Origin of the sequence: Paraburkholderia sp. BL17N1 (assembly GCF_003634175.1) — a bacterium.
GTDB lineage: Bacteria > Pseudomonadota > Gammaproteobacteria > Burkholderiales > Burkholderiaceae > Paraburkholderia.
In genome coordinates this window covers 670,212-692,860 of sequence record NZ_RBIW01000003.1, presented here as the reverse complement: position 1 = coordinate 692,860, position 22,649 = coordinate 670,212, and the positions used below count along the sequence as shown (strand labels likewise).

Genomic DNA, 22,649 nt, shown 5'->3' with positions numbered 1-22,649 from the left:
GTGAATGCAACACACTAGAGCTGCGTGAGCAGCGGGAGTGTTGCAAATGAATCAGCGACGCCGGATTTATTACAGTGAGGCGCAGAAAGCACTGATGTGGGAGCGTTGGCGCCAGGGCGAATCTCTGCAGAAGATCGCCCAGCTTTTTGATCGTAATCACTCGTCGGTCCAGGGGATTCTGGCTGAGACAGGCGGGATCCAGCCACCACAAAGGCATCGATCGAGATTGGCATTGACGCTGGAGGAGCGCGAAGAGATATCGCGAGGGCTTGTGGATGATGAATCGATCCAGTCAATTGCGATGCGACTTTCACGAGCGCCTTCCACCATCTGTCGTGAGATCAAACGTAACAGCGGACCAAACGGCTATCGGGCAAGCCACGCCGATCAGCTCGCATGGGATCGCGCGCAGCGCCCCAAAGCCTGTAAACTGGTTGAGCACCGGATGCTGGCGCACGTCGTGGCAGGCAAGCTTCAGTTGCAGTGGTCACCGCAGCAGATTGCCGGATGGCTCAGGCGGGTGTATCCAGACGACGAGGACTACCACGTGTCTCACGAGACCATCTATCGCACTCTCTTCATACAGGCCCGTGGTGCCTTGAAGAAGGAGTTACTGGAGCCTTGCGGCGCACCCGGGGCATGCGCCGGGTGCGCCATCACACACAGAAGACGGACGATCACGGCAGGATTCGGGACACAGTATCGATCAGCGAACGCCCTGCTAGCATTGAAGACCGTGCTGTACCGGGCCACTGGGAAGGTGATCTGCTGTGCGGTAGCGGCAGCAGCCAGATTGCGACGCTCGTCGAACGCCAGACGCGTTACGTTATGCTGGTCAGGATAGCCAGCAAGGATAGCGAGACGGTCGCCAATGCACTCATCAAACACGCCTCCAAACTGCCGCAGGAGCTCTATAAGTCGCTGACATGGGATCGGGGAACGGAGATGGCCGGGCACAAACGCTTCACCATGGCCACTGATATCCAGGTGTACTTCTGCGATCCCCAGCATCCATGGCAGCGCGGCTCGAACGAAAATACAAATGGGTTGTTAAGGCAGTACTTCCCCAAGGGCACCGACCTGTCAATGTATTCGCAGGCCAAACTCAACGCTGTGGCAAGGCGACTGAACGAGCGTCCAAGGAAGACGCTGGACTACGAAACGCCCGCCGAACGGTTCCAGCAAACTATTGCATCCACCGGTTGAATCCGCCCGGTGATCGGCCACGGGCGCGGGCCGCAACACGTTTTCCGGGCCGAGACGCGCGACGAGCAGTTCGAGCAGCCGAGCGTGATCGGACGCGGTGCCGCCGGGCTCCGGAAAAAGCGAGTCCGATAAGGCTTCCGCTTCTTTCACTTCCTGCACGACGAGCTGGAGCGCAATCACGGCGGCCGCCAGTTCAACCCGCGCAAGCCGTTCCTTCAGCAGGCGCACGAGGTGGTCCTCGCGCCACGTTGGCTCGGCTAGCGACACTTCGATTGGAGTGGGCTCAATTGCGTCGCGGCCGCGTTCGTGTTCCAGCAGCAGGACGATGCGCGTCACAGCAAGCTGTTTCTGCGACAGCCAGCCGGTCAACTGCACAACGAGACGGCGTGCCGCAAAGAGGCAGGCTTCGGCGTGCTCGATGCGATCAGGCAGTTCCACGCGCGCCTGGAAGGTTGGCGGCGTCTCAAACCATTCATACACTTCAGGTGCGTGTCCACTGGCGCGGTCCAGCAGATCGAGCAATGCCGTACCACAGCGTTTCTTGAGGCCTGCGCGAGGCAGGCGCATGAGCTGCCCGACCGTCTCGCATCCGATGCCGGTTAGCCAGTCCAGATGGCGACGCGCGGGCGCGGGCAGGCTCACCGGCAGGTTTCCCAGGGCGCGCGCCAGGGAGTCGTGAGAAAGGGTTGCGCCGCCGCGATAGCGCGCGAGCAGCCATGCCGCCTGTCCCGTTGGGGCCACGCTGATGGTGGCGGTCACACCGATCGCGTCTGCGACGCGACGTGCCATGCGGCGTAGCGACCGGATGCCGCCGAAAAGCCGCAGGCTGGCGGACACGTCGACCAGCACCGTGCTTTCTTCCGCGATGACGACCTGCGGTGAGAGGTTCAGCAGACCGGTCGCCACTTCACGCACGGCGTTGACTTCGGCAGCGCCGTCGCGTTCGTGCATGACCGTGGTCGGGGCGAGCGTCAGCACGCCACCCCGGCGCATGCCGGTGCAGACACCTGCTGCGCGCGCAGTCGTATCCGAGGCAATGACGCGCTCCTTCTCGAGCACGGCAAGGCCTTCGACTGCGTCGAGCGCCTTATGCGACCACTTCGGCCGGAACACTTCGAGGCACAACAACGGGAGATGGACGCCTATCCACAGTTGCATTGCGTTTTACGTTCAGGATCGGGGAGGGCGTCAATGCGACGAACAGTGGCTCGTCCCGCGCGGGGCCGGACGCTTAAGGAACTGGATATCGACCCCGTCCTTCGCGGCGCGAATGGCAAGCCTCAGTGGTGCGGGTGATGCATCACGCGTTGTCGCGAGCGGCCGCACCATGAAAAAGAGTGACTCGGACGCCTGAGCGGCCAGATGCAGTCGGCGCAACGACTCCGGACGTACATGGTTCTGCCAGAAAAGCAGGGCGCCGCAGGTCCCGGCCCGCAGAATCTGCTCCGCAGCCCATAGCGCGTCGGCCGTTCTCGGCGCTTTCACCGTCATCAGGTTCGCCGCATCAAGCCCCCACCAGGCGAAAGCGGTCGGCTGAACGTCGTGAGGCGGCTGAAGCATAACCACGGGTTTCGATGCGAGTTGCTCGAACGCGGGACGGAGAAGGCGCAGTTCACCGCACCCTGTCTGCTGGACGAGCAGATCGGTCAGTGCGCCGCGTGGCCAGCCGCCGCCCGGGAGTTGCTCGGCGAGACCCGCGTCGCCACACTCAACGACCCGCGACCGGGCGCGCGCCAACTGGTTGCCTCGCCATAGGTCCGGATGTATCGCTTCGGGCAGCATAACCGCGCTCATGACTCCCCCGGAAATACTGTATAAAAACACAGTATAGCCTGGAAGCGCGGGGAATCGGGGCGGCCCGCAGACGCCGTTCCCACTTGATGGTCGCGGAAAGTCGGGCACGCTGAATGCTGGTCCCCGCACTTATTCAAAAAGCATATTGCAACCCGGGGCCTCAAAAATGCATCACCACAAGCTGGAAAACGAACTGAAGCACCTTGAAATGGTCTTGCCGCATGTCGGCAGAGGGCCTTTCCCGCCCTCCTACTGGCAGGACCGGATAGCCGCGCTCCCCCAGGTCGATACAAATCGGACCTATCGCTCCCGCGTCGAGCGGCTGAAAGACATCCTGTCGCGCATTGAAACAACTACACGTACGCGACCGACGTCAGCGTCGACGGCGTCGCGAGTCAACTGCATGCCGGCGCGCTCCTGTTACTAGGACCTGGCCTCGCCGACCGGATTGCGGGCGAGCGCTAGGCCAGCTACGCGTCCGGCCTGGCTTTCTCGATCTGGCGATGCAGACAGGCGCGCATGTCGTACGCCGCCTCTGCGGCCGTGCTGGCGTAGCCCTCGCTGATAACCACCGTCTCGGCCTTTACCTCCAGCAGCTCGCCGGCGCCATCACGCACACGGTTGATGACGGTCTTCGAGAGCCGCCATACCCATTCATCAAGCCCGATCTTGTCGTGCGATGGGTACATGGTGCCGAAGATCTCGCCGTGTTCGAAGGTGAAGAGGTCGTCCCGGGTCACGACAAATTGCAGTGGGGTATCGCTGGTTGTCAATTCATGCCTCATTAAGCGTTCGCCGCGCCCTTCGCGGCGGCTGATTTTCGCGCAGCTTGAGCTGGTCCGTCCCCTCCAGTTGCTGCGCTGGATTATTCGTCGCCCTCATCCTGAGCATCTTTTTCGTCGTCGGTCAGCGCCGGAACGCGTGGCCACGGCCACGGACAGACGGCCCAGTACGGCGGCTCGTCGGTTAAATTGAAGTCGTAGTCCTGCGGCTCGTCGAAGATGTCGTCGAAGGTCTCGTTCAGTATTTGCTGCATGTACTCAAGGTCGGGCAGGCTCATGTAGTGCCATTCCTTGTAGTAGCGGTGTTCACCGGCGATGACTTTCCGGGCTGGGAGGTCGATCAGTATCCGGTGCGACATGTACGGGTGGCTCGCCCACAGGGACTCCCATCGACCGACGGCGTAGCGAGGGCGCGGCGCACTCACCTGAGCATCCCCGCAACCCCCGGGCTGACGGGTTTTCCGCCTTCCCGATCAACATAAAACGCGACGGACCCGCCGACGACGTCGAGCGAGCGGATGTGTATGGGCTGATCTGACGTAGTGGCTGGCCGGCTAGCCACATTGCCGGGGCGCGCGACATCCAGCGCGTTGAAGGTGACCGGGTACTCCGTGAACTGCGCATCGGCCTGAACGATCAGCCGGACGCAGTCGTGGCGCACGCCAATTAGTTCCGCACCAATGATCCGGTTAAGAATGACGTCGAGCGCGGTGTCGAGTTCGATGGGCTGCGGTTGCGGTGGTTGGTTGGCGACGAGATGAACGATCGCACGAACCAGCCTGGAGTTTTTCATGAGCACGATGCGGTATTGGGTGACGCGAGGCTCCCGGTTTTGTGCCGGGTAGATGATGTCCTTGAATGCGCTTTTATAGATCATGGCTGTGGCCCGGATGTGTGGCCGTACCCCGTGTACGGTTCACACACCAGGCTACGCGGCGGTGGGCAAAGTCAAGGCAGGCGCCGCGGACGCAGGGGCCTATCCGGCGCTTGCCGCGTCGTCGCGCCTCTGCTCATCGTCCGTCCCGTCAGTGTCAGGGATGGTTTCGCGCAGCCGCGTGGCCGTCCGGTGGCTGGACAGGCCCAGGAGGTTACTGACCTGTTCGTTGGTCTTGCCTTCCAGAAGGTGTCTGCGACCATACGTGTTGCGCAACAACCGCGGACTTTCGTCGGCGGCCGCCGCGCCGGCAGCGCGTAACGCACTCCGTACGCACTGCCCCAGTGTTGCAGGCTTCATCGGCTTGCCGCCCGTCGTCGCCATGAATAGCAGGCGGTCTGACACCGGCAATGCCGCGCGCGCCTTCGCGTACTCGCGCACGAGCTCAAGCGCGAACCCGTCGACGGGCACGCGACGCGCAATGCGCGGCCCGTGTTTTTTCACGTACACGGTGACTCTCGACCCTGCTGTGTCCAGATCGTCCACGCTCAGTGCGCTGAGTTCGGCCGCCGTAATGCCGGTGGCAAGAAACAGGGCAACGATCGCCCGGTTACGCAGTTCCTTGAACGACTCGAAGGTCGCTGTGCGGCAGACGTCCTGCAGCCGGGCATCTTCGTCTGGCCACAGGAAGACCGGCATCGGCTCGTCGTCGGGCCAATGCTCGGACGGCAGAAGAGCGGCGGCCGGATTGTCAGTGCGCAAGCCGAGCAGGGAAAGATGGCGCGAGAGCCGGTCCATCAGTTTCAGATAGCGCAGGCGAGTCGACGTACCCGGCTCGCAGTCGCGGTCGAGGTCGGCAAAGAAACCGTCGATGTGGTCAGTGCCGAAGTCCATCAGCGTAATGCCGCGGCTGCCGAGATAGCGATGGAAGCGCGCAAACATCGATCGATGCTGAACGATGGAGCGCTCGGCAAAGGTACACCTGTCCGCGCCGGTCGCGTCGGCGCGTTGCCATTCGGCATAAGCCGCTTCAGGGTCCGACAGCCAGAGTTCGGAATCCATAAATGTATATACTGAAATTGTGCCTTCCCTAATCATAACGAAGCTCGCGCTTCGCCGAAAACCCGGCCACCAAACGGAAGGGGGGGCTTCGGGTCAAAAAGGGGGTGGATTGCCGGGTCATCAGTAGGGCAATGTGTGCGGCGGAAGGTCTGTCGCCCATCGTACCGATCGCTGACCGATGTCAAGGCGCGGTGCGGAAGATCAACAAGATGGAGAATCGGATGACCGAGCTATCGCAACAGTGTCGAACGCTGCTTTACCGGATGATGTGGCAGACGCCCGACGGCGTCGTTGACGCGTTTGCGCTTTGCGCCACCCGCGATGAGGCGAGGCGTCTGTTCTACTCCGCGATATCGCTCCTGTCAGGCATCCACGAGGACGAGCTCGAACTGTTTAACCTCGAGTCGTTCGACGATCTGGTGAGCGCCGGCGTCAGCAATGACGAGGATGTGCGCATATTCGAGACAAAGTGGAACGGCGCCCGTGTTGTCGGGTGGACGACGAGGCCACTCTTTCTGACGCCTGATCCGACGCTGATCGCCAGGTGGGCGAACCTGCGCGCAGATGTCGCTGCAGCGCAGGCAAACTCGGTAATCTCGCGCATCGGCGGGCGTGGATATTGAGACGGTGAGCGAGAGTCATTCGCCAAAAAGATCGGGCGTCGACCCGGGCTGCTGCAGTTCAGGAAAATCCCCGCGACGGATTTTCGCGAGCGTCGCCGGAGGCAGCCACGTTTCTTCCATCGCGTCGATGCCACCCTCGATGATCTGCTGCAGGAAAAACGACTGATTGCGTCCCGTCGCCTCGGCGAGCAGCCGCAACCTGTGCTCGACTTGTGGATTGACGCGCACCGCTACCACCTTGAGCTTGTTGTCCGCACTTCTCTTCATTTCCGGTTCCGAGTCGCAAAGCATGCTGGTGCTGCGTGAGTTGCTATAGCAGCGAAGGATTCACGACCCAGCCGCCACTGGTCAGTTCCAGAAAATACTCGCCGTGGTACTGGTCGTTTTCCGTTGAAAGCACCTCGACGTGCACGGGTCGCAGGACGGCCTCGTCGTCCCAACGGGGACGGTCAACAAGCTTCGCCTCGAATCTGACAAGGACCCTGTCGCCAACGTTCGGCTTGTCGGAGGCCGACGTCGCTTGGGCGATTGCGAGTAGCTTCGCTTTGCCCCCGCAGATCTTCGATTCCTTTGCAGGATTTGCGGGGCGGTATGACTTCTTGCCCTCGTCAGTCAGCGCATAGTGAAAGCCGGGCACCATTCTGTGCGCCGAGCCGTCGTCCTGAACGCTAGTCGGCTCCTTGGTCAGAAGGCCCAGTTTCACAAGAGGTTCCGCGGAACGTTCCTCGAAAGAGTAACGCGCGGCATCGAACGGCACAGCGCCGGTGAATATACAAACCGCGTCTTTGCTGTCGAAATATGTCTGCACAGCCTTTGCGAAGTTCTCTTTCGTTGGCGACGATTTGCCGTCGCAGGCGGCAAGGGCAATGCTCAAAAGCAGGGCGGCAACAGGCCGCGGGATTGTCGGCAACTTCATAGTTAGTTTTGTAGACGGCAAATTCGAAAGATTAGGTTGGTAGGTTTGCGCTCAGTCCGCGTCGGGCAGCATGCTGCGATGTTCCCGCGCGGCGCGCGAGGCTTTGCCGGGACGATGCGACGAGTGTTGGGCCATTCGCGCAATGCCAATCGTACGCACGTCGAAGCCAATCTCGCCAGCGGCGCTGATCGCGGCGTCCAGCGTCTTGAAACGACGCACCTTTCGAGGGTCAAGCTCGCGAGCCGTGCGCAACTGGACCTGCATCTGGCGACCCTGCCGACCAACTACGAGCAACGTAAGCACCCATTGGTCGTCACCTACGTTGGTCGCAAAGAAATCATCGACCATCCCGGCGCGAAAAAACGTTTTAGCCTGAGCCGGCGTCCACGTCTCGAACTCCTGTTCAAACAGTTCACCCGACATTCCCATGCACTTGCCTCCGCTCGGTCGCACCGCAGTGTACCAAGACGTTTCCAGAAAATGTCGTGACGGAAACAGAAAACCGGCTGCGACCGACGCGGTTACTTCTAACGACGGGAAGACAGCAATTTCCTTCCGGCTTTTCCTGCCGTCAGCTTTTCCGAGGAATCGAATAAACAAGCCGTGATACGCTTGAAAAAGTCCCTCATCAAATCTCTCTCTGAATATATCTTTAACCGATCCTATTCAGAGGGGCGCATGACCCAAGCTGCAACACTCCGACCGGCTCAAATCCGGCATCTACTCGCCGTCACGTCTGCAACATCGCGCCATCCCGAGCGCGATTGTCTCGTTCTCCTGCTAGGCATTACGTGCGGAATGCGCGTCAGCGAAATAGCTCAGATCGAGGTTCAAGACGTGCTGTTTCCATCGGGCGCGGTCCGTTCAGAAGTCAGTCTCCGGGCCGCAATCACAAAGGGTTGTCGGCAGCGATGTGTCTACCTCACGCATCCGAAAACGCTTTCGGCTCTGGAGTGCTATCTGAACCATCGCATTGCACGCGGCATGGGAACCGAGCTAACCGCAGAGCGCTATCGAGGACTCGCGCCGTCAACTTGCCTGGTCCTTGCTGGCAAGGGCCGCAAGTTTGCGATGAGCACCAAACGGCGCATCAACGAGGCCGGGGAGCCGGTTGATTACTCGGCGTGTGCAGCCTCCAAGCCTACGTCACTAAGCTCTACAGGGATGCGGGGATACGCGGTGGATCGTCTCATTCGGGACGGCGCTCATTTGCCAGTAACCTCGTTGAGCAAGGGCACGATATTGAGACGGCGCAGCAGCTTCTAGGTCATGCGGAAGTGGACCACGTCTTGCCCTATCTGGCCGTGTCCGATAGAAGGCTCAGGCAAATGTTCTGCGACGTGCTATGAGGCCAGCGCGTGAGGTATGATCATGGAACACCAATGTTCCATTTGATAAACACCCATGAGGGATACCGACGTGCTTTACGGCGAAGACGCGCAGGCTCTGCGCAAGAAGGCCGGATTGACCCAAACGCAGCTTGCGGAGCGTTGGGGCTTGACTCGCCAACAAATCGGCCGCTACGAAAAAACCGGGCAGGAAGTGCCTGTGAAGGAGGCGGATGCATATCGCGGACTAGTACTTACGCTCAAATCAAATGCAACATAGGTGTTACATTTGCATGTGCGGCGAGGTATGATTTCCTCATGGTCGGTGCACATGTGCCGATAACACGGACAGGAAAGAGACATGGCGAACACGACGGTGGAATTGAAGACGACCCAGGACGGTGAAGCATACGAAGGTAGCGGGACCGCCGAATTTGTTATTGGCGGGTTGCTCACGCTCGCAGGTCTCGGCCTGTTCGTGTACGCGTTTCAATCGGCCGTGTCCGACCTTCCCTATACGGCTTCGGCATGGCTGTTCGGTCTCGCGCTTGGCGCACCTGGGGTGTTCGTCTTGTCCAATGGCATGCGAAAGCATCGGATCGCTTGCGAGCTTGAGCAGCAGAAGGCGAACGAGCAAAAGGCGCAAACAGACGCGCAGGCCGTCGCGAACGTAGCAATCGAGCGGGCGCGGAAGAAATGAGCAAGAAAGTAACGACGCTTTGGACGGTCATCCACGCGGAAACCGGTGAGACGCTTCTGGCCGATGCCGCCGACGAAGAGTTTGACCGCTGGCACGACGAGCATGCTGACTACCGGAAGGTGATCGGTATAAATGAAGTCGGCTCGGAGCTTCGGGAGCGTTACGCGCGCCGCGCGTCTCGCGAAGTGTTCGTGATGCAAGAGAACTGAACGGAAAACACGAAATGCCGAACACCAATGAAATGATCGGGAAGCTGATCGAGTCCATTCGGTCTGCGCCTGACAGGCCAGAGGCCAATGCTGCACTACAGTTGCGTCAGGCTATATCCGCGCGCTGGACGACTTCAAGCTCATCACGCCAGAGGAAAGTCGTGAAGCAAGGGCCGCAATCATGAACGCCCGTAGCGCGGGGGAATATGACGCACTGCGGCCCGACAACACTATGCTTCTGGTTGTCGATGAGTTCCATGACCCGGCGTTCGATCCGAAGCTCGCAGAAATGCGTGACGGCTTCAACGGCTCGCGCTAACACATCGGAAAATTCGGGGATACAAAAATGGGTAACGTAACCCTCACGACGAATCCAATCCGACGGACATTGGCTCGGGTGATTGGCCTAGCATCGCCGTTCTGCGGTCTGTACGTGCTCTGGCAGATCGTGCCGTTTTTTCGCGGCCAAATCACTTCCCCGCTGATTGTGATGTTGAATCGCGCAGCCCCGCTTGGTGTAAAGCTGATTGGTTCGTGGGATGCGGCCTTTAGTGACGCGAATGCTGGTTTTGCCGGGTTCTTTGGTTACTACCTTGTGGGTTGTGTCAGTTTCGTTGTCGCCTCTTGCTTGGTGATGCTCGCGGGCGCGGCCATTGCGCGCGTTCTCCTGGTGGGCTGGCAGCAATTCAAGCATGAGCAAATTGAAGGCTGGAAGGCCGAACAGAAAGAGGCTCGCATCGAAGCTGCACGCGAGCGCCGCAGGGAGCGACGGCTTGCAGCACTTCGCGCGACTCGCAAATCGGGGGACTGTGGCTGGCTTCTGATCGCCGGGGCTATTGTCTTTGCGCGGTTCCTCTAACCGACCATCGGAAAACGGTTATAACGGCAATACAGTTGTGAGGAAATGCATGTTAGCTTTTAACGCCCCGCGTTGGATCAGGACCGTATTTGCGGTGATGGCACTCGCTCCGATAGTGGCACAGGCCGAACAATGGGAGCCAGATGTTATGGTTGGAGCCGCTCCAGTCTCGGTTATCGTGCAGCACCAAACCGATGGCGTTGAAGTTACCGGCCCTACGGGACTTCGCGCTATCGTATTTACGGTGAACGGTTATGCGCGGTTCAAAGACAAGGCGAAAATCACCGTTACTACGACGACTCCGCAAGGAAAGATCGTCAGTCGAACGTACCTGTTCGACAGCATGGAACCCGGGCCGCTGAATGTTTCTTTCCGTATCGGTGACGACAATCTTCAGTTTGACGCCCTTTTTGCCCAATTGAAGAATGCGACAGCGATCCACGCTGTGGTCAATGACACGAACCTCCGGTTTGATGCGAGTGGACTGCGGCCGAACTTCGACGTATATACGCACCAGAACTGAACAACTCGGAAAACACGAGGAGGGCACGGACATGGCAAGAATTCACGTTCGGGGCGGCAGGCCGTTGGCTGGGTACGCTCATGCGGGGATGCGGATAGTCGTGGTGCGTGGAGACTATGACGCGCACTTGGTCGAACACTTGTTTCGGCAAGGTGTTGTGCCTGAAACGGCGTTGGAAATAGCCAATGCACACGGCGCAAACCCTCTCTTCGTGAAGTGTGCCGAGTACGTCAACGAAGTTGAGTGGGCCGAGTTCCCGAACGGCGGCCACCCGTATTTCGTCCCAGCTTTACACATTTATCAGTTGGACGGAAATCGGCTGCGAGGCACGCATGATTAATTCCCCCCTTGCGTCTTTGGTTGAAGGTGATCTTCAGCGGCTGTGCGAAGATCGCGCGGTTGAGTCGCAGACTCTGGACTTCAAGCGAACGATACCTGGCAAAGACGATCGAAGCAAAAATGAGTTTTTGAAAGACGTTTGCGCGTTCGCGAACGGAAATGGCGGCGATTTGCTTTACGGCATAGACGAGTGTGACGGAGTAGCCTCCAGCATAGTTCCAGTCACGACTGAATCGCTGGATGATCTACAACGCAGGCTTTCGCAGATGCTAGACGCCGGTATCGAGCCTCGCCTAGTTGGCGTCCAAACGCATGGTATCGCTGTGGACGGTGGTTACGTACTTTCGATTCGCGTGCCAGCATCGTTCAATGGTCCGCACCGATACATCCTCAATGGACATAGCAAATTTGTCATGCGAACAGGTACGCACACGTCGGAACTTTCGTACGATCAACTGAGAGGCGCATTCGACAAGAACGCGTCGCTGGCGGGCCAAGCCAAGCTATTTGTGGCAGAACGGATCGAGGCGATCCAAAAGGGGCACGCAATTCGGCCACTGATATCCGGGCCGCAGAGCGTACTTCATGTGATCCCGGTGGGGATGGGCATTGACGCTTCTGCGGTGGACGTGGCGAGTTTGCACGATGGAAAGTTCACCGAGTACGTCCTTCCGGGCTGGCCTGGTGCATCGCGCTCATTGAACCTTGAAGGGCTTGTTGTCCATCCTCCCGCCGACGCTGATGGCCATTATGCGTATCTGCAAGTGTTCCGATCTGGCGCAATCGAGGCGGTGACGTTCACTGGACACTCATTCGCCGACCGCAAAATCATCCCGTCAACCACGGCGTCGAAGTTCTTCCGCGACACCTTGCAAATCGCATTTAGGAGCTTTCGAACTCAGGGAATCTCCGGTCCTGCTGTAATCGGTGGAGCAATCTTAGGCGTCGATGGATATGAGCTGGGCGTCGATTCGCGGTCGTTCTCGTTCAACCGCTTCGCGTCAGACCGGGACAACATGTTCTTGCCGCGCCTTTGGGTTGATGACGTCGGCTCTGCGGAGGTCGATGCGTACGCAAGACCGTTGCTCGATGTGATGTGGCAGGCGTTCGGGGCGAGCAGGTGTATTGAGTATTCGGAGGATGGGCGCTGGCAACCGAGAGCCTAACCTCCAACCACGGAAAATTTGAATGGGAAGCAACAGAATGTTAAGTCCGCAGCCTGGCCGTACCTACATCATGGAGACGTCCGATGGACGCACGATAATTTTCACGTTCGTGAACGTCGGTCACTACCGTGTGGCCGGAGAAGACAAGTTCGTGCAGTCATTTAGTGACCTAGCGGCGCCATACGCCATCAAAACGTGGCCGGTCGAGTATCACGGGTAGGAAAGTCAACCGCCACGCGCGGCATTGGAAAACGGAGAAATAACAAGAATGGAATCTATTAATGTAGCGGGGAAGATCCTCTCTCAGTCGCACGACGCATGCAACGCGACTATCGGGCCAGTCGAGGCGTCGATGAGCCGCGCAACGTTGCAAGAGATGGTGTGTGCGGTGGAAGAGATCGAAGGCAAGATAGGTTCTTCCCCTCTTGCAGTCGTCGGCTCGAGTTTCGAGCTTCGTAACGGGTGGCGTTTTCTTTTCTGGGATAGAGATCGAAAGTGCTACGTGTTCAATCTACGTGGAGTGGCGTGGGACGTGTCGCGTAATGACGTTGCTTCGTTCGTTCATGATGCCGCGATCCCGTTTCTCGCACGTGGAACGACCAGCAAGCTGCTCCAAGGCGTCGAAGGCTCAGTCGACACGGGGAACGACTGAAGTATCCGCGGCCGGGGGAAGGCGAGGCGACCGGTCACGCGGGATCGCATAGGAAAAACATGAGCGACGTTGCGAAATCGACAGGTCGAAGAACTTTTTGAGATCGCGAGCGACGCTGCGCGCGTTGAGTTTCGCCGCGCACTTCGCGACCCGCGCTGTGGGGAGCGCAACTGGTCGAGTGCATCGCTGCGGCGGTGAAGCTGCAATGTCTCGGACTGGTTCTAGGCTTGGCATCGATGTATTTCTTGCGGCTTGAGAAGCAAGCCGCGCTGGAACTGGCGGCTATTCCCGCACTCGTGGCGTTCGCGTGGAACCCTCGCCGCTTTTTCTGGAAAACCCATTTTACGATGCGTGCGGATGCTGCGTTTGAACAGGCACTGAAACTCGCGCGATAGGCAACGGAAAAGCGTGCCACGGCACAGGTCAACACTGACATTGCGGGTATTACGACAAGGAAGTGTGATGAGCTGTTACTACGAGCAAATCGAATTCAAAACCACTTTGCTGGCCCAATGGGCTGCGTTCTTCGATCTTGCCGGGTGGACATGGCAAACCAACCCGGCTCCGGTGGGTGACTGGGTGCCTGACTTTTATGTTGAGTTTCCGTGTGGTCACTCCGAATGCCCGGACGGGCATTCTCTATTGGTGAATGTGTTGCCTATCCTCGATGTTGCTGACGTGCCTAAACACCCGGCTTTAGAGCATCGATATTCAGTTCCCGGCCCAAATGGAACCTCGCGGGCAAATGCTGGGGCGGTCCTTGGATCTAACCCGGCTGTGTCAAGCTGGGAAATGGCTCACGGCGCTGGCGGCGGCATAGACGACGTGCCAGTTTGGGTGAACGACTGGCGAAAGCTTTGGCATCAAGCCGGCGAGATCGTGAAATGACGGGCACGAACGATTGATCGGAAAAGTGCTATGACGCAATCAGCTTGGACCCGCGACGGCAGGCCGATGGATGCCACCATGATCGCCAGCGCCGAATGGGAGAAGTTAAAGCGGACGGCGCAGCTCGGCGATTTCATGATGCCCTGCTGTGTGGCGCCGGCGGTGCTCAAGACCAGCATCAACGGTCTGCCTTTTTTTGCCCACCTGTCCGACGAGTGCGCCACTGCGCCCGAGACGAAATGGCACAAGGCGGGCAAGGCGGCTGTGCTCGCCGCGTTGAACCGTATGGGAATCGAGGGCTATGAGGAGGCACCAGGAAGCTCACCGAGCGGCGACAAGTGGGAGGCTGATATTCTCTTTTCGGTCCCCGGCCGTACCATCGCGGTCGAGCTGCAGCGCTCCTACCAGCACCTGCGTGACTTCACGCGCAGGCAGGAGCGGTACACGGCCTCGGCCGTCGAGTGCTATTGGCTGGTGCGGACGGAGACCTTCCGCACCTTGGCCAAGGCCACCTCTCGCCTGCTCTTGAAGCGCGACTTCGGCAGCGTGTTCCCACATGACGGTATTGGCACCGGCATGCTTCCGGAGCTGCCCGTGGCAATGCTGGACACTGAGGGTGCGCAGATGGTCCTATTCGGAGGCTTCAAGACCGCGACGGTGCCGGAGTGGCTGGCCGGTGTCCTCAACGGCACCTTTCAATACCGATCCGGTTCATGGAACCTCAATTGACCGCGTTGGCACCCGCCCGCATCCGTAAAACCGCTGCAATAACGGAAAATCATCCGGCGCGCGAGCGCCCCGCACGCTGGCCGGCAGCCAGCAGGGTTGATCAAAATGGACGCAGGTAATGTAATCGAAGCGCTGCGGCGCATGCGGAACTACGGATTCGAGCTTCGCGTCGCTGCTTCGGTGGCGGCCGCACCACCAAGCAAACGGAACCTCTTCGCAATCGAGGCTGCGGCGTCTGTACTCTACAACGTCGACGTCGATGCCTTCGGCGAGGGGGGCAACTGGGAGCCAGTCGGTCGCCACGTGCAGAGGATCGGGTTGCGGGAAATGTCCAAGGTCGACGCAGCTGAACTCGCCCTCAACGTCAACGAGGTGGCGGTGGCCGCTGTCAACGCGGCCATAGCGTTTGCGGCCGAGATCCTTGAGCTCGCCGAAGCCCAGCCGTCTTAAGGTTGGAAAATCGCAACGGAAAATCGAAATGAACAATGAGGCGTTGAAACACAAACAAGCATGCGCGGATCGGGCGCAGGCGATCGTTCAGCAACAGGTAAATGTCATGCGCGAGATTCAGCGGTTGAACTACGACCCGACCGCCGAACTTAAGACACGGCTAGATGATCTGGTTGCCAAGTACGACCGGGCTGTCGCGGAATACACAGCAGCAAGTGCGGATTGCGACATCCCTGTCTACGTAACGCCGACCCGATAACCCGGAAAATAGCATGGGATCGAGAGAGCATTACAGCGTCAAAGTCACGTGTCCCTCTTGCGGTCGCAGTGGCACTGCGGGCTGGTCGGAATGGGACCGTCCGACCGCTTACAGCGGCACAGGCCGCCGACTTGAATCAGTGCCGCCTGGCTTCATCGTTCGCTCTGAGAAAGATAAAGATGGCGACCCGTCGTTGGTCTGCGAGGCGTGCGGCATTGCCGCGTAACGGAACGGAAAACAACAGCAAGAACGATAGGTGCAATGATGGATGATCTAGATCTGATGAAAGCCCTCCCGTCCGAGATAGTAAAGGGCGCCTATGACGATGCTATCTCGCCAGCGTTGAAGGAAGCCGGAAAGTTCGGTCAAGACGTCGCGAAAACATTGCGATTGGTGCTTTTTCCTTTGCAATACGCTGCGGCACTTCAGGAGAGGCTGGCCCAGCATCTCGAAAGATCAATCGCGCGCGTGCCGGAAGATCGCCGGGTCGCGCCGGTCGAGTCGCTGGCGTTACCCATTGCGGAACATCTCAAATTTCACGACGAGCAAAGCGTTGTCGGAGCGATGTTCGAGCGTTTGTTGGCTCGCGCAATGGATCGGGAGCGAGTCGCTGAGGCTCATCCAGCGTTCGTGCAGATCGTTGGCCAGCTCGCGCCGGACGAAGCTATCCTCATACGGCAAATCGCTGGTGCCCATCCTGCGGCCTACATGCGACCGCCAAAGAAAGGTGCAGCCGCACTGCTCAATAGCGAGAGAGTAGCGTTGATTAACGCGTCCGGGCTGTCTGAAAACTTGAAGCAACGCCTCGCGGCCGTTGTCGTGCGTCCAGAGGAACTGGCCCAGCCAGAGTTGATGTACACCTACATAGAACATCTGGTGTCGCTGGGCATTGCTTCATACACCAATGATCCGTGGCAGGCGGAGTTTCAAGGGGTGCAGTATGCAGGTTTCGATTTCTGGTTTATCGAACTCAACGGGCTGGGCCAATTGTTCCATCGAGCTTGTTTGGTAGACGACTAGGAAAACATCGTGACGCCTTTCGAGACAGCGCAGCTATGGCGGCAAGCGAACGGATACATTGGTCGCGGCGGTGTGGCCGTGCTGTTCAACGGCGAAGTGCAAAGTTGGGTGAACACGCTGCGCAATCCCGAGCACTGGCAACCAGGATGCATCGCGGTCGACGAGGAAGGGCATACCTGGACCGCAATTGCGGGAAACGAGCGTGACGGCGCGCTGATGTGGCTCGCCAACGACGAATTGTAGGAAAACGCATGAAAGTGCGTCGGGAGCGACGACATGAGAGAAATTCTGAAGCTGCTGAGGCTGCTCACCATCGTCTGCGGCGCTGTAGCAACGGCGTACTCCGGCTGGATTGCCGCTAAAGCTGCATTCGATGAGTTCGCTCCCAACGCGAATAGGGAATTGCTGGGCGAATGGATTTGTGTTGCGGCCTGCCAGCCGAACCCGCCCGCAAGAATTGAACAAGACCCTTCTGCCCCATCGGCGCTGCGATTTTATGCAGAGAATAAGCCTGCATCGGCGAACAGCGGCAGCTATGAGCCTGATGCTAAGCTAGTTCGCAATGGCGATATCTATGGGATGCTGGTCCACAACAACAACGTCATCAATTGGATGCGCCTTGGTCAAGCACCGACTGGATCTCGGTGGGACGAAAAAGCGTCAAATACAACTGCTTGGGTCCGCTGGCCGGTCCAGTGGAGATTAATCGGCGCTGCTTTGTTTGGCGGAATAGTAGCCGGCGTCGTAGCTCATGCACTATTGTTTCGTCACAAGTCAAACTCCCGATCGCTTACGGGTGCGAGAGAGAATTCACGGTGAACGGAACGGAAAACAGGCTGCTAATCAGGAAAAACGCGCCTCCGCACCGACAGCGATAAAAAAAGGGCCTGATGGCCCTTTTTACTTGCTTGTCGGTGTCTTCCATTCCGGCAACTCGGGATACGTCCGCCGATCTGTCCTTCGCGCTGTCCGCGCCGAATGAATTCTGAGCCACCGCGCCGATCGAGCTTTGAGCCGGGGTGGAGACCGGCCTGAAGAAGGGCCGGTTGTGGATAAGTGTATGGGTTTCCGGAGTAGTTGTCCTCCTTCGTATGAGGATGCATTGCGCAGTGGAAGCTGCGAAGGGCGTAGCCCGTAGCGGCTTCCACTGCGCGGCAAGCGACGATCAAGCCGATTCGTTCTCGCTCGCACCGTCGGCTCTGCGCGCTGCTTCACGCGAACGGATACGCTTCTTTGCACTGGCGCTGCTATGGCGGAAACGGTAGCTTTCGTTGCCGGTTTCCACGATGTGGCAGTGGTGCGTCAGCCGGTCCAGCAATGCCGTGGTCATCTTCGCGTCGCCGAACACACTGGACCATTCGGCGAAGTCCAGATTCGTTGTCACCGCAACGCTTGTATGCTCGTACAGGCGACTCAGCAGGTGGAATAGCAACGCCCCGCCGGCCTGGCTGAAGGGCAGATATCCGAGTTCGTCCAGTATGACCAGGTCGAGGCGCAGCAGGCTCGCCGCGATCCTCCCGGCGCGTCCCTGCGCCTTCTCCTGCTCCAGTGCGTTGGCCAGATCCACGGTAAGCGGCTCGGCACGGCCGTTCCCCAATGCTGATTTAGCCGAAGCATGATGGTCGCGTTCAGATTGATGGAGACAGTCAGCCATGTCGAACGCAGCGGGCCGTGCGCATTCCCATCGCACGTATGCGCAAGAATTCAAGCAGCAGGTGATCAGGGAGACATTGGAGCCCGGTATGTCGGTCTCGATTGTTGCGCGACGGCACGACATCAACGCCAATGTGGTGTTCGGATGGCGCAAGCAACATCGTGAAGGCAAGCTTCTCGTCCCTGCACTCGAAGCTGCACCGAGCGTGCCCAGCACGAATCTGCTGAGCGTCGACGTGATCGACTCGGCCTTGGTACTGCGATCGCCGGAGCCGGCAGTGTCGTCGCAAGCGACGAGCGGCGTACCGATGCCGACACCCGTGTGCGAAATCGAGGTGGAGATCGGCAAACGGCGCGTGAGGATTCGCGGCCTATCTGTCGAGCGTGCTGAAGCGTTCCTGCAGGAATGCCTGAAGTGATCGCGCTGCCGGCAGGTACGCGCGTTTGGCTCGTGGCCGGCGTGACCGATATGCGCTCCGGGTTCCCGGGGCTGGCCGCGAAAGTGCAGACAGCGCTCGAAGAGAATCCGCTGGGCGGCAATGTATTCATCTTCCGAGGTCGCCGCGGCGATCTCGTGAAGCTGCTTTGGGCGACCGACGACGGACTCTGGCTGCTCGCAAAACGATTGGAGCGAGGCCGGTTTATTTGGCCTCAAGCCGACGGCGGAAAGATCCATCTGACGAGCGCCCAGCTGTCGATGTTGCTCGAGGGCATCGACTGGCGACAGCCGCGGCGCACCGCTGCTCTGTCGATGTTGTAAACCACATCGAAGACTCGTAAACTGCGACGCATGTCCCAATATGCGCCGCTTCCCACCACCATCGCTGAGCTCCAGGCCATGGTGCTTGAACAGCAAGCATCGCTGCTTGAGCAGCAGGCGTCGATCGCGAACATGGTGCGGGAGATCGCTGCCCGTGACGACGAAATCGAACGCCTGAAGGCCCAGATCGACAAGCTCAGGCGGATGTACTTCGGGAGCAAGTCCGAGAAACTGGCACAGCAGATCGATAAACTCGAGGCGCAGCTGGAAGACCTGACGGCCGGCCAAGGGGCTGCAGAAACGCGAGGGCACCGAGACAAGACGTCGACGGCGCCCCCCGGCCGAGCGCCCACGCGAGAGCCGCTGCCACCGCACTTGCCGCGCAACGAAGTCGTACTTACGCCAGATCCGGCTTGCCCCAGGTGCGCGACGACGATGCAGCGGCTCGGCGAGGATGTATCCGAGCAGCTCGCCCGCGTAGCGGCCGCGTTCAAAGTGATCCGTACGATCCGCTACAAGCTGTGCTGTCCTGATTGTGGTCATATCGAACAGCCCGCGATGCCCAGTCTGCCGATCGAGCACAGCATCGCGCATCCAAGCCTGCTGGCCGATATTGCGGTATCGAAGTACGCCGATCACCAACCGCTGTATCGCCAATCGGAGATTGCGGCACGCGACGGCGTAACGCTGGATCGCGCCAGCACGGGCCGCTGGATCGGGCAGATCGCGGAGCTCTGCGGGCCGCTGGTTGAAGCGATCCAGCGCTACGCACTGGTCCCCGGCAAGGTGCACGTCGACGACACACCGGTCGCGATGCTCGCGCCAGGCAACGGCAAGACGGCGACCGGCCGCTTCTGGGTCTACGTGCGTGACGATCGCCGCTCGGGCTCGACTGATCCGGCCGCAGTATGGTTCGACTTCTCCTCGGATCGCAAAGGCGTCCACCCTCAAACCCGTCTCGCCGCATTCCACGGCATCCTGCAGGCCGATGCTTACGCCGGGTTCGATCAACTGTATGCGAGCGGCGAGATCCACGAAGCAGCATGCTGGGATCACGCGAGGCGGTACATATACGATGTTCACGTGCGCACGCCGACACGGGATACCCAGCAACTGCTCGAGATGATCGGCGAGCTCTACAGCATCGAAGCCGACATCCGCGGCAAGGCGCCTGACGAGCGTCTGCGCGTGAGGCAGGAAAAGACCAAACTGTTGCTCGCGAAGTTTGAAGCGACGATCAGGGCGAAACTCGCGACGCTGTCGACGAAGTCCGCACTCGCCAAAGCGATCAACTACTCGCTGAACCACTGGGCGGCGCTCGTGTTCTACTGCGAGGACGGTCGAGCTGAGATCAGTAACGTGCTTGCCGAGAACGCGCTGCGCTGTGTCGCGCTCGGACGCAAAAACTATCTGTTCGTCGGCTCCGACAGCGGGGGCGAGCGGGCCGCCGCAATGTATAGCTTGATCGGGACGTGCAAGCTCAACGGGATCAACCCGCGCGCCTACCTGGAATACGTCCTGACCCGTATCGCTGATCACAAGATCACTCGCATCGATGAATTGCTGCCCTGGAACGTGTCCGACAAACTGAAGCTGCTACCCCGCCTACACCCTTAACTGGGTAGATCTGGATAGATTGGATGGATCGTGTCCATGATCGATCATGGACACGATCTCCCGTGATCTACACGGATTCCACCACGCCACCACCATCATGCCCCACGCGCGCGTGAATGAGGGGACTGGCCCAACTGAGCCGCTTACGATCCACGGTCGAGTAGAAGCGCACCCGCTTGCCGTGGTGCATGATTCCGGACACGCCGATGGCGGTCGCAAGATGCGTCTTGCCCGAGCCTGGGCCGCCAACCAGAACCAGGTTGTGCGCGCCCTCCGTGAACGTCATGCCGGCCAGTTGCGTGACCAGCTGGCGGTCGACCGGCGAGCCATCGAAGTCGAAGCCGGCGATGTCGCGATGCACCGGGAACTTCGCCGCGTTCATCTGGTGGCTGACCGAACGCACGCCCCGATCCGCGACCTCGGCCTGCAACAGCCGTTCGAGCAGCCATTGCGAAGACGCCGCCTCGACATTCACCTGTTCAAGCAGTTCGGCCCAGCCGGCAGCCATGCCGTGCAGCCGCAAGTGTTTGAGTTCGACGATCAGATCACGCATGACCGGCCTCCGGCTGTTGCAGCGCCGGGCGCAGCCCGTCGTAGCGCGATGTGTCGGCCAGCGGCGGTGTTGTCAGTTGTAGCGCAGTATCGATCTTCGGCGGCATCTGCACGCTGCGCATGCGCGACAGCACGTTCACCACATGCTCGACGCTCACGCGCCCGGAGGGCGGCGCCTGCTCCAATGCGAGTTCGACTGCAACCACTATGGCATCCAGACCGCTTTCCGGGACCAGCGCCAGAACCTTCGCCATTACCCGGTCACCACCTGGCTCGCGTAGTAACGCCCGACGCAGGCGTTGCAGCGGCTCGGGCATATCCTGGAACGGCGCACCGTTGCGCAGCGCGCCAGGCTTGCGCTGGATCAGCGGGATATAGTGCTGCCACTCGTATCGCACCAGTCCTTCGTCGGCCAGTCGATCGTGTTCGGCCACCACGGCGTCGTCGCCCACCACCACAACATGGCCAGGATAGAGCCGCGTGCTGAGCATCTGGCCTGCGAATTCGCATGGCACCGAGTAGCGATTGCGGCCAATCACCACCAGGCAGGTCGACGAAACGCGTGCCGCACGCTCAACATAACCGTCGAACGGTGTCGGCATCGGCATCAGATGGGCGCGCTCCTGCTCGAACACGTCGGCGACGCTCAGGTCACGATAGTCCGGATGCTTCACCTGATCCCACAACGACCGGCACCGGGTCGCCAGCCAAGCATTCAGATCAGCGAAACTGCCGAAGCGTTGCGCACGCGCCTCAATCCAGATGCGCAGACGGCTGTCCTGCACGTTCTTCTCGACGACGCCTTTCTCCCAGCCACTGGCGACGTTGCAGAAGTCCGGATCGAACAGGTAGTGCGAGCACATCACTGCGAAACGCGGATTGACCGTGCGGCCCTTGCCTTTGTGAACCTTGTCTACGGCCGTTTTCATATTGTCGTAGATGCCCCGGCGGGCCACTCCGCCGAAAGCGGCGAACGAGCGCGTATGGGCATCGAACAGCATCTCGTGCCCCTGGCTCGGATAGGCAACCAGCCAGAACGCCCGCGACGCACACAGCTTCATGTGCGACACCTGCAACTTGCGGTAAATGCCGCCGACAACCAGTCCTTCCTCGGACCAGTCAAACTGGAATGCCTCGCCCAGCTCGAATCGCAACGGCACAAACGCCGATTTCAAAACCGCCTTGCCTTCGCTTTGCCGCCAGGCCCGGATGAAATCGGTGACCCGCGAGTAACAGCCGTCGTAGCCGCCGCCCTTGATCTCCTGGAACAGCATCCAGGCGGTGCGCCGCTCCTTCTTCGGTCGCCGCGCGTCGACACTGAGCGCCTGCACCAGCACCTCATGAAACGGCGTTAGCCGGGTCGGCTGCGAGCGCCGCTGATACTTCGGTTCCTCCTGAACATCCATGTTCAGATATTTGCTAATCGTGTTGCGTGACAGGCTTGTGAGACGCGCTATCTCGCGTACCGACTTGTTCTGGCGGTGGAACATCCGCCGCACCTTGCCAATCATCGTCATCGGGATCATCCCCAAACACCCTGCCAGAAAAAGTAGCAGGATAGGTTGATTGCCCGGCTCAGTTTTCAGTCGGCGCGATCCCTACATGTGGCTGAATTTTCGGTCGGCGTAAACAGGCCAGGTTCTTCCGCTCGAAAAAAATGTCGCAACGGTCGGCTTGCAACCTGCGAT

The 22,649-nt window shown here is 59.6% G+C and carries 29 protein-coding genes and 7 pseudogenes; 24 read left to right on the top strand and 12 right to left on the bottom strand.

The window, feature by feature from the left end; all coding sequences use genetic code 11:
- Positions 1-46: 46 nt before the first annotated feature.
- Positions 47-1,206, top strand: a pseudogene (locus B0G82_RS39175) (IS30 family transposase).
- On the opposite strand, the pseudogene B0G82_RS39170 reads toward B0G82_RS39175, so the two are convergent.
- The 6 genes and pseudogenes from B0G82_RS39170 to B0G82_RS39145 all read right to left on the bottom strand — a co-directional run.
- Positions 1,207-2,364: pseudogene (locus B0G82_RS39170) on the bottom strand (DNA polymerase Y family protein); the annotation flags it as partial.
- A pseudogene (gene imuA, locus B0G82_RS39165) lies at positions 2,294-3,000 on the bottom strand (translesion DNA synthesis-associated protein ImuA). The pseudogenes B0G82_RS39170 and imuA, both read right to left, overlap by 71 nt.
- Positions 3,001-3,470: 470 nt before the next feature.
- Complete coding sequence (locus B0G82_RS39160; protein ID WP_147439665.1) at positions 3,471-3,773, bottom strand: hypothetical protein; 303 nt, start codon at positions 3,771-3,773, stop codon at positions 3,471-3,473.
- A 92-nt stretch (positions 3,774-3,865) separates the two neighbouring features.
- Complete coding sequence (locus B0G82_RS39645; RefSeq protein ID WP_206751633.1) at positions 3,866-4,141, bottom strand: hypothetical protein; 276 nt, start codon at positions 4,139-4,141, stop codon at positions 3,866-3,868.
- Positions 4,142-4,203: 62 nt separating this feature from the next.
- Positions 4,204-4,659 carry a hypothetical protein gene (locus B0G82_RS39150; RefSeq protein ID WP_121311507.1) on the bottom strand — a complete coding sequence of 152 codons (456 nt, stop codon included), beginning with the start codon at positions 4,657-4,659 and terminating at the stop codon, positions 4,204-4,206.
- Positions 4,660-4,758: 99 nt separating this feature from the next.
- Entirely contained in the window at positions 4,759-5,550 is a 792-nt protein-coding gene (locus B0G82_RS39145) for a site-specific integrase (RefSeq protein WP_347237592.1), read from the bottom strand.
- Between the two features lie 389 nt (positions 5,551-5,939).
- On the opposite strand from B0G82_RS39145, the gene B0G82_RS39140 reads away from it, so the two are divergent.
- Entirely contained in the window at positions 5,940-6,341 is a 402-nt protein-coding gene (locus B0G82_RS39140) for a hypothetical protein (RefSeq protein WP_241975145.1), read from the top strand.
- A gap of 15 nt (positions 6,342-6,356) precedes the next feature.
- On the opposite strand, the gene B0G82_RS39135 is transcribed toward B0G82_RS39140, so the two are convergent.
- From B0G82_RS39135 to B0G82_RS39125, 3 genes are read right to left on the bottom strand one after another with little or no spacing between them, the layout of a single operon-like run.
- Positions 6,357-6,608: a hypothetical protein gene (locus B0G82_RS39135; protein ID WP_121311505.1), complete on the bottom strand. Its 252-nt coding sequence runs from the start codon at positions 6,606-6,608 to the stop codon at positions 6,357-6,359.
- A gap of 43 nt (positions 6,609-6,651) precedes the next feature.
- Positions 6,652-7,257: a hypothetical protein gene (locus B0G82_RS39130; RefSeq protein WP_121311504.1), complete on the bottom strand. Its 606-nt coding sequence runs from the start codon at positions 7,255-7,257 to the stop codon at positions 6,652-6,654.
- 51 nt (positions 7,258-7,308) lie between these two features.
- Entirely contained in the window at positions 7,309-7,857 is a 549-nt protein-coding gene (locus tag B0G82_RS39125; protein ID WP_147439661.1) for a hypothetical protein, read from the bottom strand.
- A gap of 78 nt (positions 7,858-7,935) precedes the next feature.
- Between B0G82_RS39125 and B0G82_RS41005 the strand changes: the two are divergent.
- The 19 genes and pseudogenes from B0G82_RS41005 to B0G82_RS39640 all read left to right on the top strand — a co-directional run.
- Positions 7,936-8,193, top strand: a pseudogene (locus B0G82_RS41005) (tyrosine-type recombinase/integrase); the annotation flags it as partial.
- A 188-nt stretch (positions 8,194-8,381) separates the two neighbouring features.
- Positions 8,382-8,606, top strand: coding sequence for a tyrosine-type recombinase/integrase (locus B0G82_RS41000; protein WP_241975144.1), 225 nt, complete (start codon positions 8,382-8,384; stop codon positions 8,604-8,606).
- A gap of 55 nt (positions 8,607-8,661) precedes the next feature.
- Positions 8,662-8,865 (top strand): helix-turn-helix transcriptional regulator, encoded by a 204-nt coding sequence (locus tag B0G82_RS39115; RefSeq protein ID WP_121311502.1) that lies wholly within the window; start codon positions 8,662-8,664, stop codon positions 8,863-8,865.
- A gap of 81 nt (positions 8,866-8,946) precedes the next feature.
- Positions 8,947-9,285 carry a hypothetical protein gene (locus B0G82_RS39110; protein WP_121311501.1) on the top strand — a complete coding sequence of 113 codons (339 nt, stop codon included), beginning with the start codon at positions 8,947-8,949 and terminating at the stop codon, positions 9,283-9,285.
- On the top strand, positions 9,282-9,494 hold the full coding sequence (locus B0G82_RS39105; RefSeq protein ID WP_121311500.1) for a hypothetical protein: 213 nt from the start codon (positions 9,282-9,284) through the stop codon (positions 9,492-9,494). The genes B0G82_RS39110 and B0G82_RS39105 overlap by 4 nt, the downstream gene beginning before the upstream one ends.
- A gap of 181 nt (positions 9,495-9,675) precedes the next feature.
- The gene (locus B0G82_RS39930; protein ID WP_158608241.1) at positions 9,676-9,813 is read left to right on the top strand and encodes a hypothetical protein; all 138 of its coding nucleotides are present in this window, start codon (positions 9,676-9,678) and stop codon (positions 9,811-9,813) included.
- Between the two features lie 27 nt (positions 9,814-9,840).
- Positions 9,841-10,353: a hypothetical protein gene (locus B0G82_RS39100; protein ID WP_121311499.1), complete on the top strand. Its 513-nt coding sequence runs from the start codon at positions 9,841-9,843 to the stop codon at positions 10,351-10,353.
- A gap of 49 nt (positions 10,354-10,402) precedes the next feature.
- Positions 10,403-10,876, top strand: coding sequence for a hypothetical protein (locus tag B0G82_RS39095; protein WP_121311498.1), 474 nt, complete (start codon positions 10,403-10,405; stop codon positions 10,874-10,876).
- Between the two features lie 31 nt (positions 10,877-10,907).
- Positions 10,908-11,216: a hypothetical protein gene (locus B0G82_RS39090; protein ID WP_121311497.1), complete on the top strand. Its 309-nt coding sequence runs from the start codon at positions 10,908-10,910 to the stop codon at positions 11,214-11,216.
- Positions 11,209-12,381: an ATP-binding protein gene (locus B0G82_RS39085; RefSeq protein WP_121311496.1), complete on the top strand. Its 1,173-nt coding sequence runs from the start codon at positions 11,209-11,211 to the stop codon at positions 12,379-12,381. Before B0G82_RS39090 ends, B0G82_RS39085 begins: the two co-directional genes overlap by 8 nt.
- Before the next feature lie 268 nt (positions 12,382-12,649).
- Positions 12,650-13,033 carry a hypothetical protein gene (locus tag B0G82_RS39075; RefSeq protein ID WP_121311494.1) on the top strand — a complete coding sequence of 128 codons (384 nt, stop codon included), beginning with the start codon at positions 12,650-12,652 and terminating at the stop codon, positions 13,031-13,033.
- Between the two features lie 227 nt (positions 13,034-13,260).
- On the top strand, positions 13,261-13,428 hold the full coding sequence (locus tag B0G82_RS39925) for a hypothetical protein (RefSeq protein ID WP_158608240.1): 168 nt from the start codon (positions 13,261-13,263) through the stop codon (positions 13,426-13,428).
- A 67-nt stretch (positions 13,429-13,495) separates the two neighbouring features.
- Positions 13,496-13,921, top strand: a complete 426-nt coding sequence (locus tag B0G82_RS39070) for a hypothetical protein (RefSeq protein WP_121311493.1) — start codon at positions 13,496-13,498, stop codon at positions 13,919-13,921.
- Positions 13,922-13,951: 30 nt separating this feature from the next.
- Positions 13,952-14,650 carry a competence protein CoiA family protein gene (locus tag B0G82_RS39065; RefSeq protein WP_121311492.1) on the top strand — a complete coding sequence of 233 codons (699 nt, stop codon included), beginning with the start codon at positions 13,952-13,954 and terminating at the stop codon, positions 14,648-14,650.
- A 105-nt stretch (positions 14,651-14,755) separates the two neighbouring features.
- A complete protein-coding gene (locus B0G82_RS39060; RefSeq protein WP_121311491.1) occupies positions 14,756-15,100 on the top strand; it encodes a hypothetical protein in 345 nt (114 codons plus the stop codon).
- A 28-nt stretch (positions 15,101-15,128) separates the two neighbouring features.
- Complete coding sequence (locus B0G82_RS39055) at positions 15,129-15,359, top strand: hypothetical protein (RefSeq protein ID WP_121311490.1); 231 nt, start codon at positions 15,129-15,131, stop codon at positions 15,357-15,359.
- A gap of 261 nt (positions 15,360-15,620) precedes the next feature.
- A complete protein-coding gene (locus tag B0G82_RS39050) occupies positions 15,621-16,379 on the top strand; it encodes an Abi-alpha family protein (protein WP_121311489.1) in 759 nt (252 codons plus the stop codon).
- Between the two features lie 9 nt (positions 16,380-16,388).
- Positions 16,389-16,622, top strand: a complete 234-nt coding sequence (locus B0G82_RS39045) for a hypothetical protein (protein WP_121311488.1) — start codon at positions 16,389-16,391, stop codon at positions 16,620-16,622.
- Between the two features lie 33 nt (positions 16,623-16,655).
- On the top strand, positions 16,656-17,198 hold the full coding sequence (locus B0G82_RS39640) for a hypothetical protein (protein WP_147439659.1): 543 nt from the start codon (positions 16,656-16,658) through the stop codon (positions 17,196-17,198).
- Between the two features lie 346 nt (positions 17,199-17,544).
- Here B0G82_RS39640 and B0G82_RS39040 read toward each other — a convergent pair.
- Positions 17,545-17,949 (bottom strand): annotated as a pseudogene (locus tag B0G82_RS39040) (ATP-binding protein); the annotation flags it as partial.
- Between the two features lie 82 nt (positions 17,950-18,031).
- On the opposite strand from B0G82_RS39040, the pseudogene B0G82_RS41300 reads away from it, so the two are divergent.
- From B0G82_RS41300 to B0G82_RS39025, 3 genes and pseudogenes are all read left to right on the top strand, one after another.
- Positions 18,032-18,208: pseudogene (locus tag B0G82_RS41300) on the top strand (transposase); the annotation flags it as partial.
- A gap of 230 nt (positions 18,209-18,438) precedes the next feature.
- A complete protein-coding gene (tnpB, locus tag B0G82_RS39030) occupies positions 18,439-18,792 on the top strand; it encodes an IS66 family insertion sequence element accessory protein TnpB (protein WP_347237591.1) in 354 nt (117 codons plus the stop codon).
- 78 nt (positions 18,793-18,870) lie between these two features.
- Positions 18,871-20,409 carry an IS66 family transposase gene (locus tag B0G82_RS39025; protein ID WP_121311485.1) on the top strand — a complete coding sequence of 513 codons (1,539 nt, stop codon included), beginning with the start codon at positions 18,871-18,873 and terminating at the stop codon, positions 20,407-20,409.
- A gap of 148 nt (positions 20,410-20,557) precedes the next feature.
- On the opposite strand, the pseudogene B0G82_RS39020 reads toward B0G82_RS39025, so the two are convergent.
- A pseudogene (locus tag B0G82_RS39020) lies at positions 20,558-20,962 on the bottom strand (ATP-binding protein); the annotation flags it as partial.
- On the bottom strand, positions 20,955-22,478 hold the full coding sequence (gene istA / locus B0G82_RS39015) for an IS21 family transposase (RefSeq protein ID WP_121311567.1): 1,524 nt from the start codon (positions 22,476-22,478) through the stop codon (positions 20,955-20,957). The pseudogene B0G82_RS39020 and the gene istA, both read right to left, overlap by 8 nt.
- Positions 22,479-22,649: the final 171 nt, after the last annotated feature.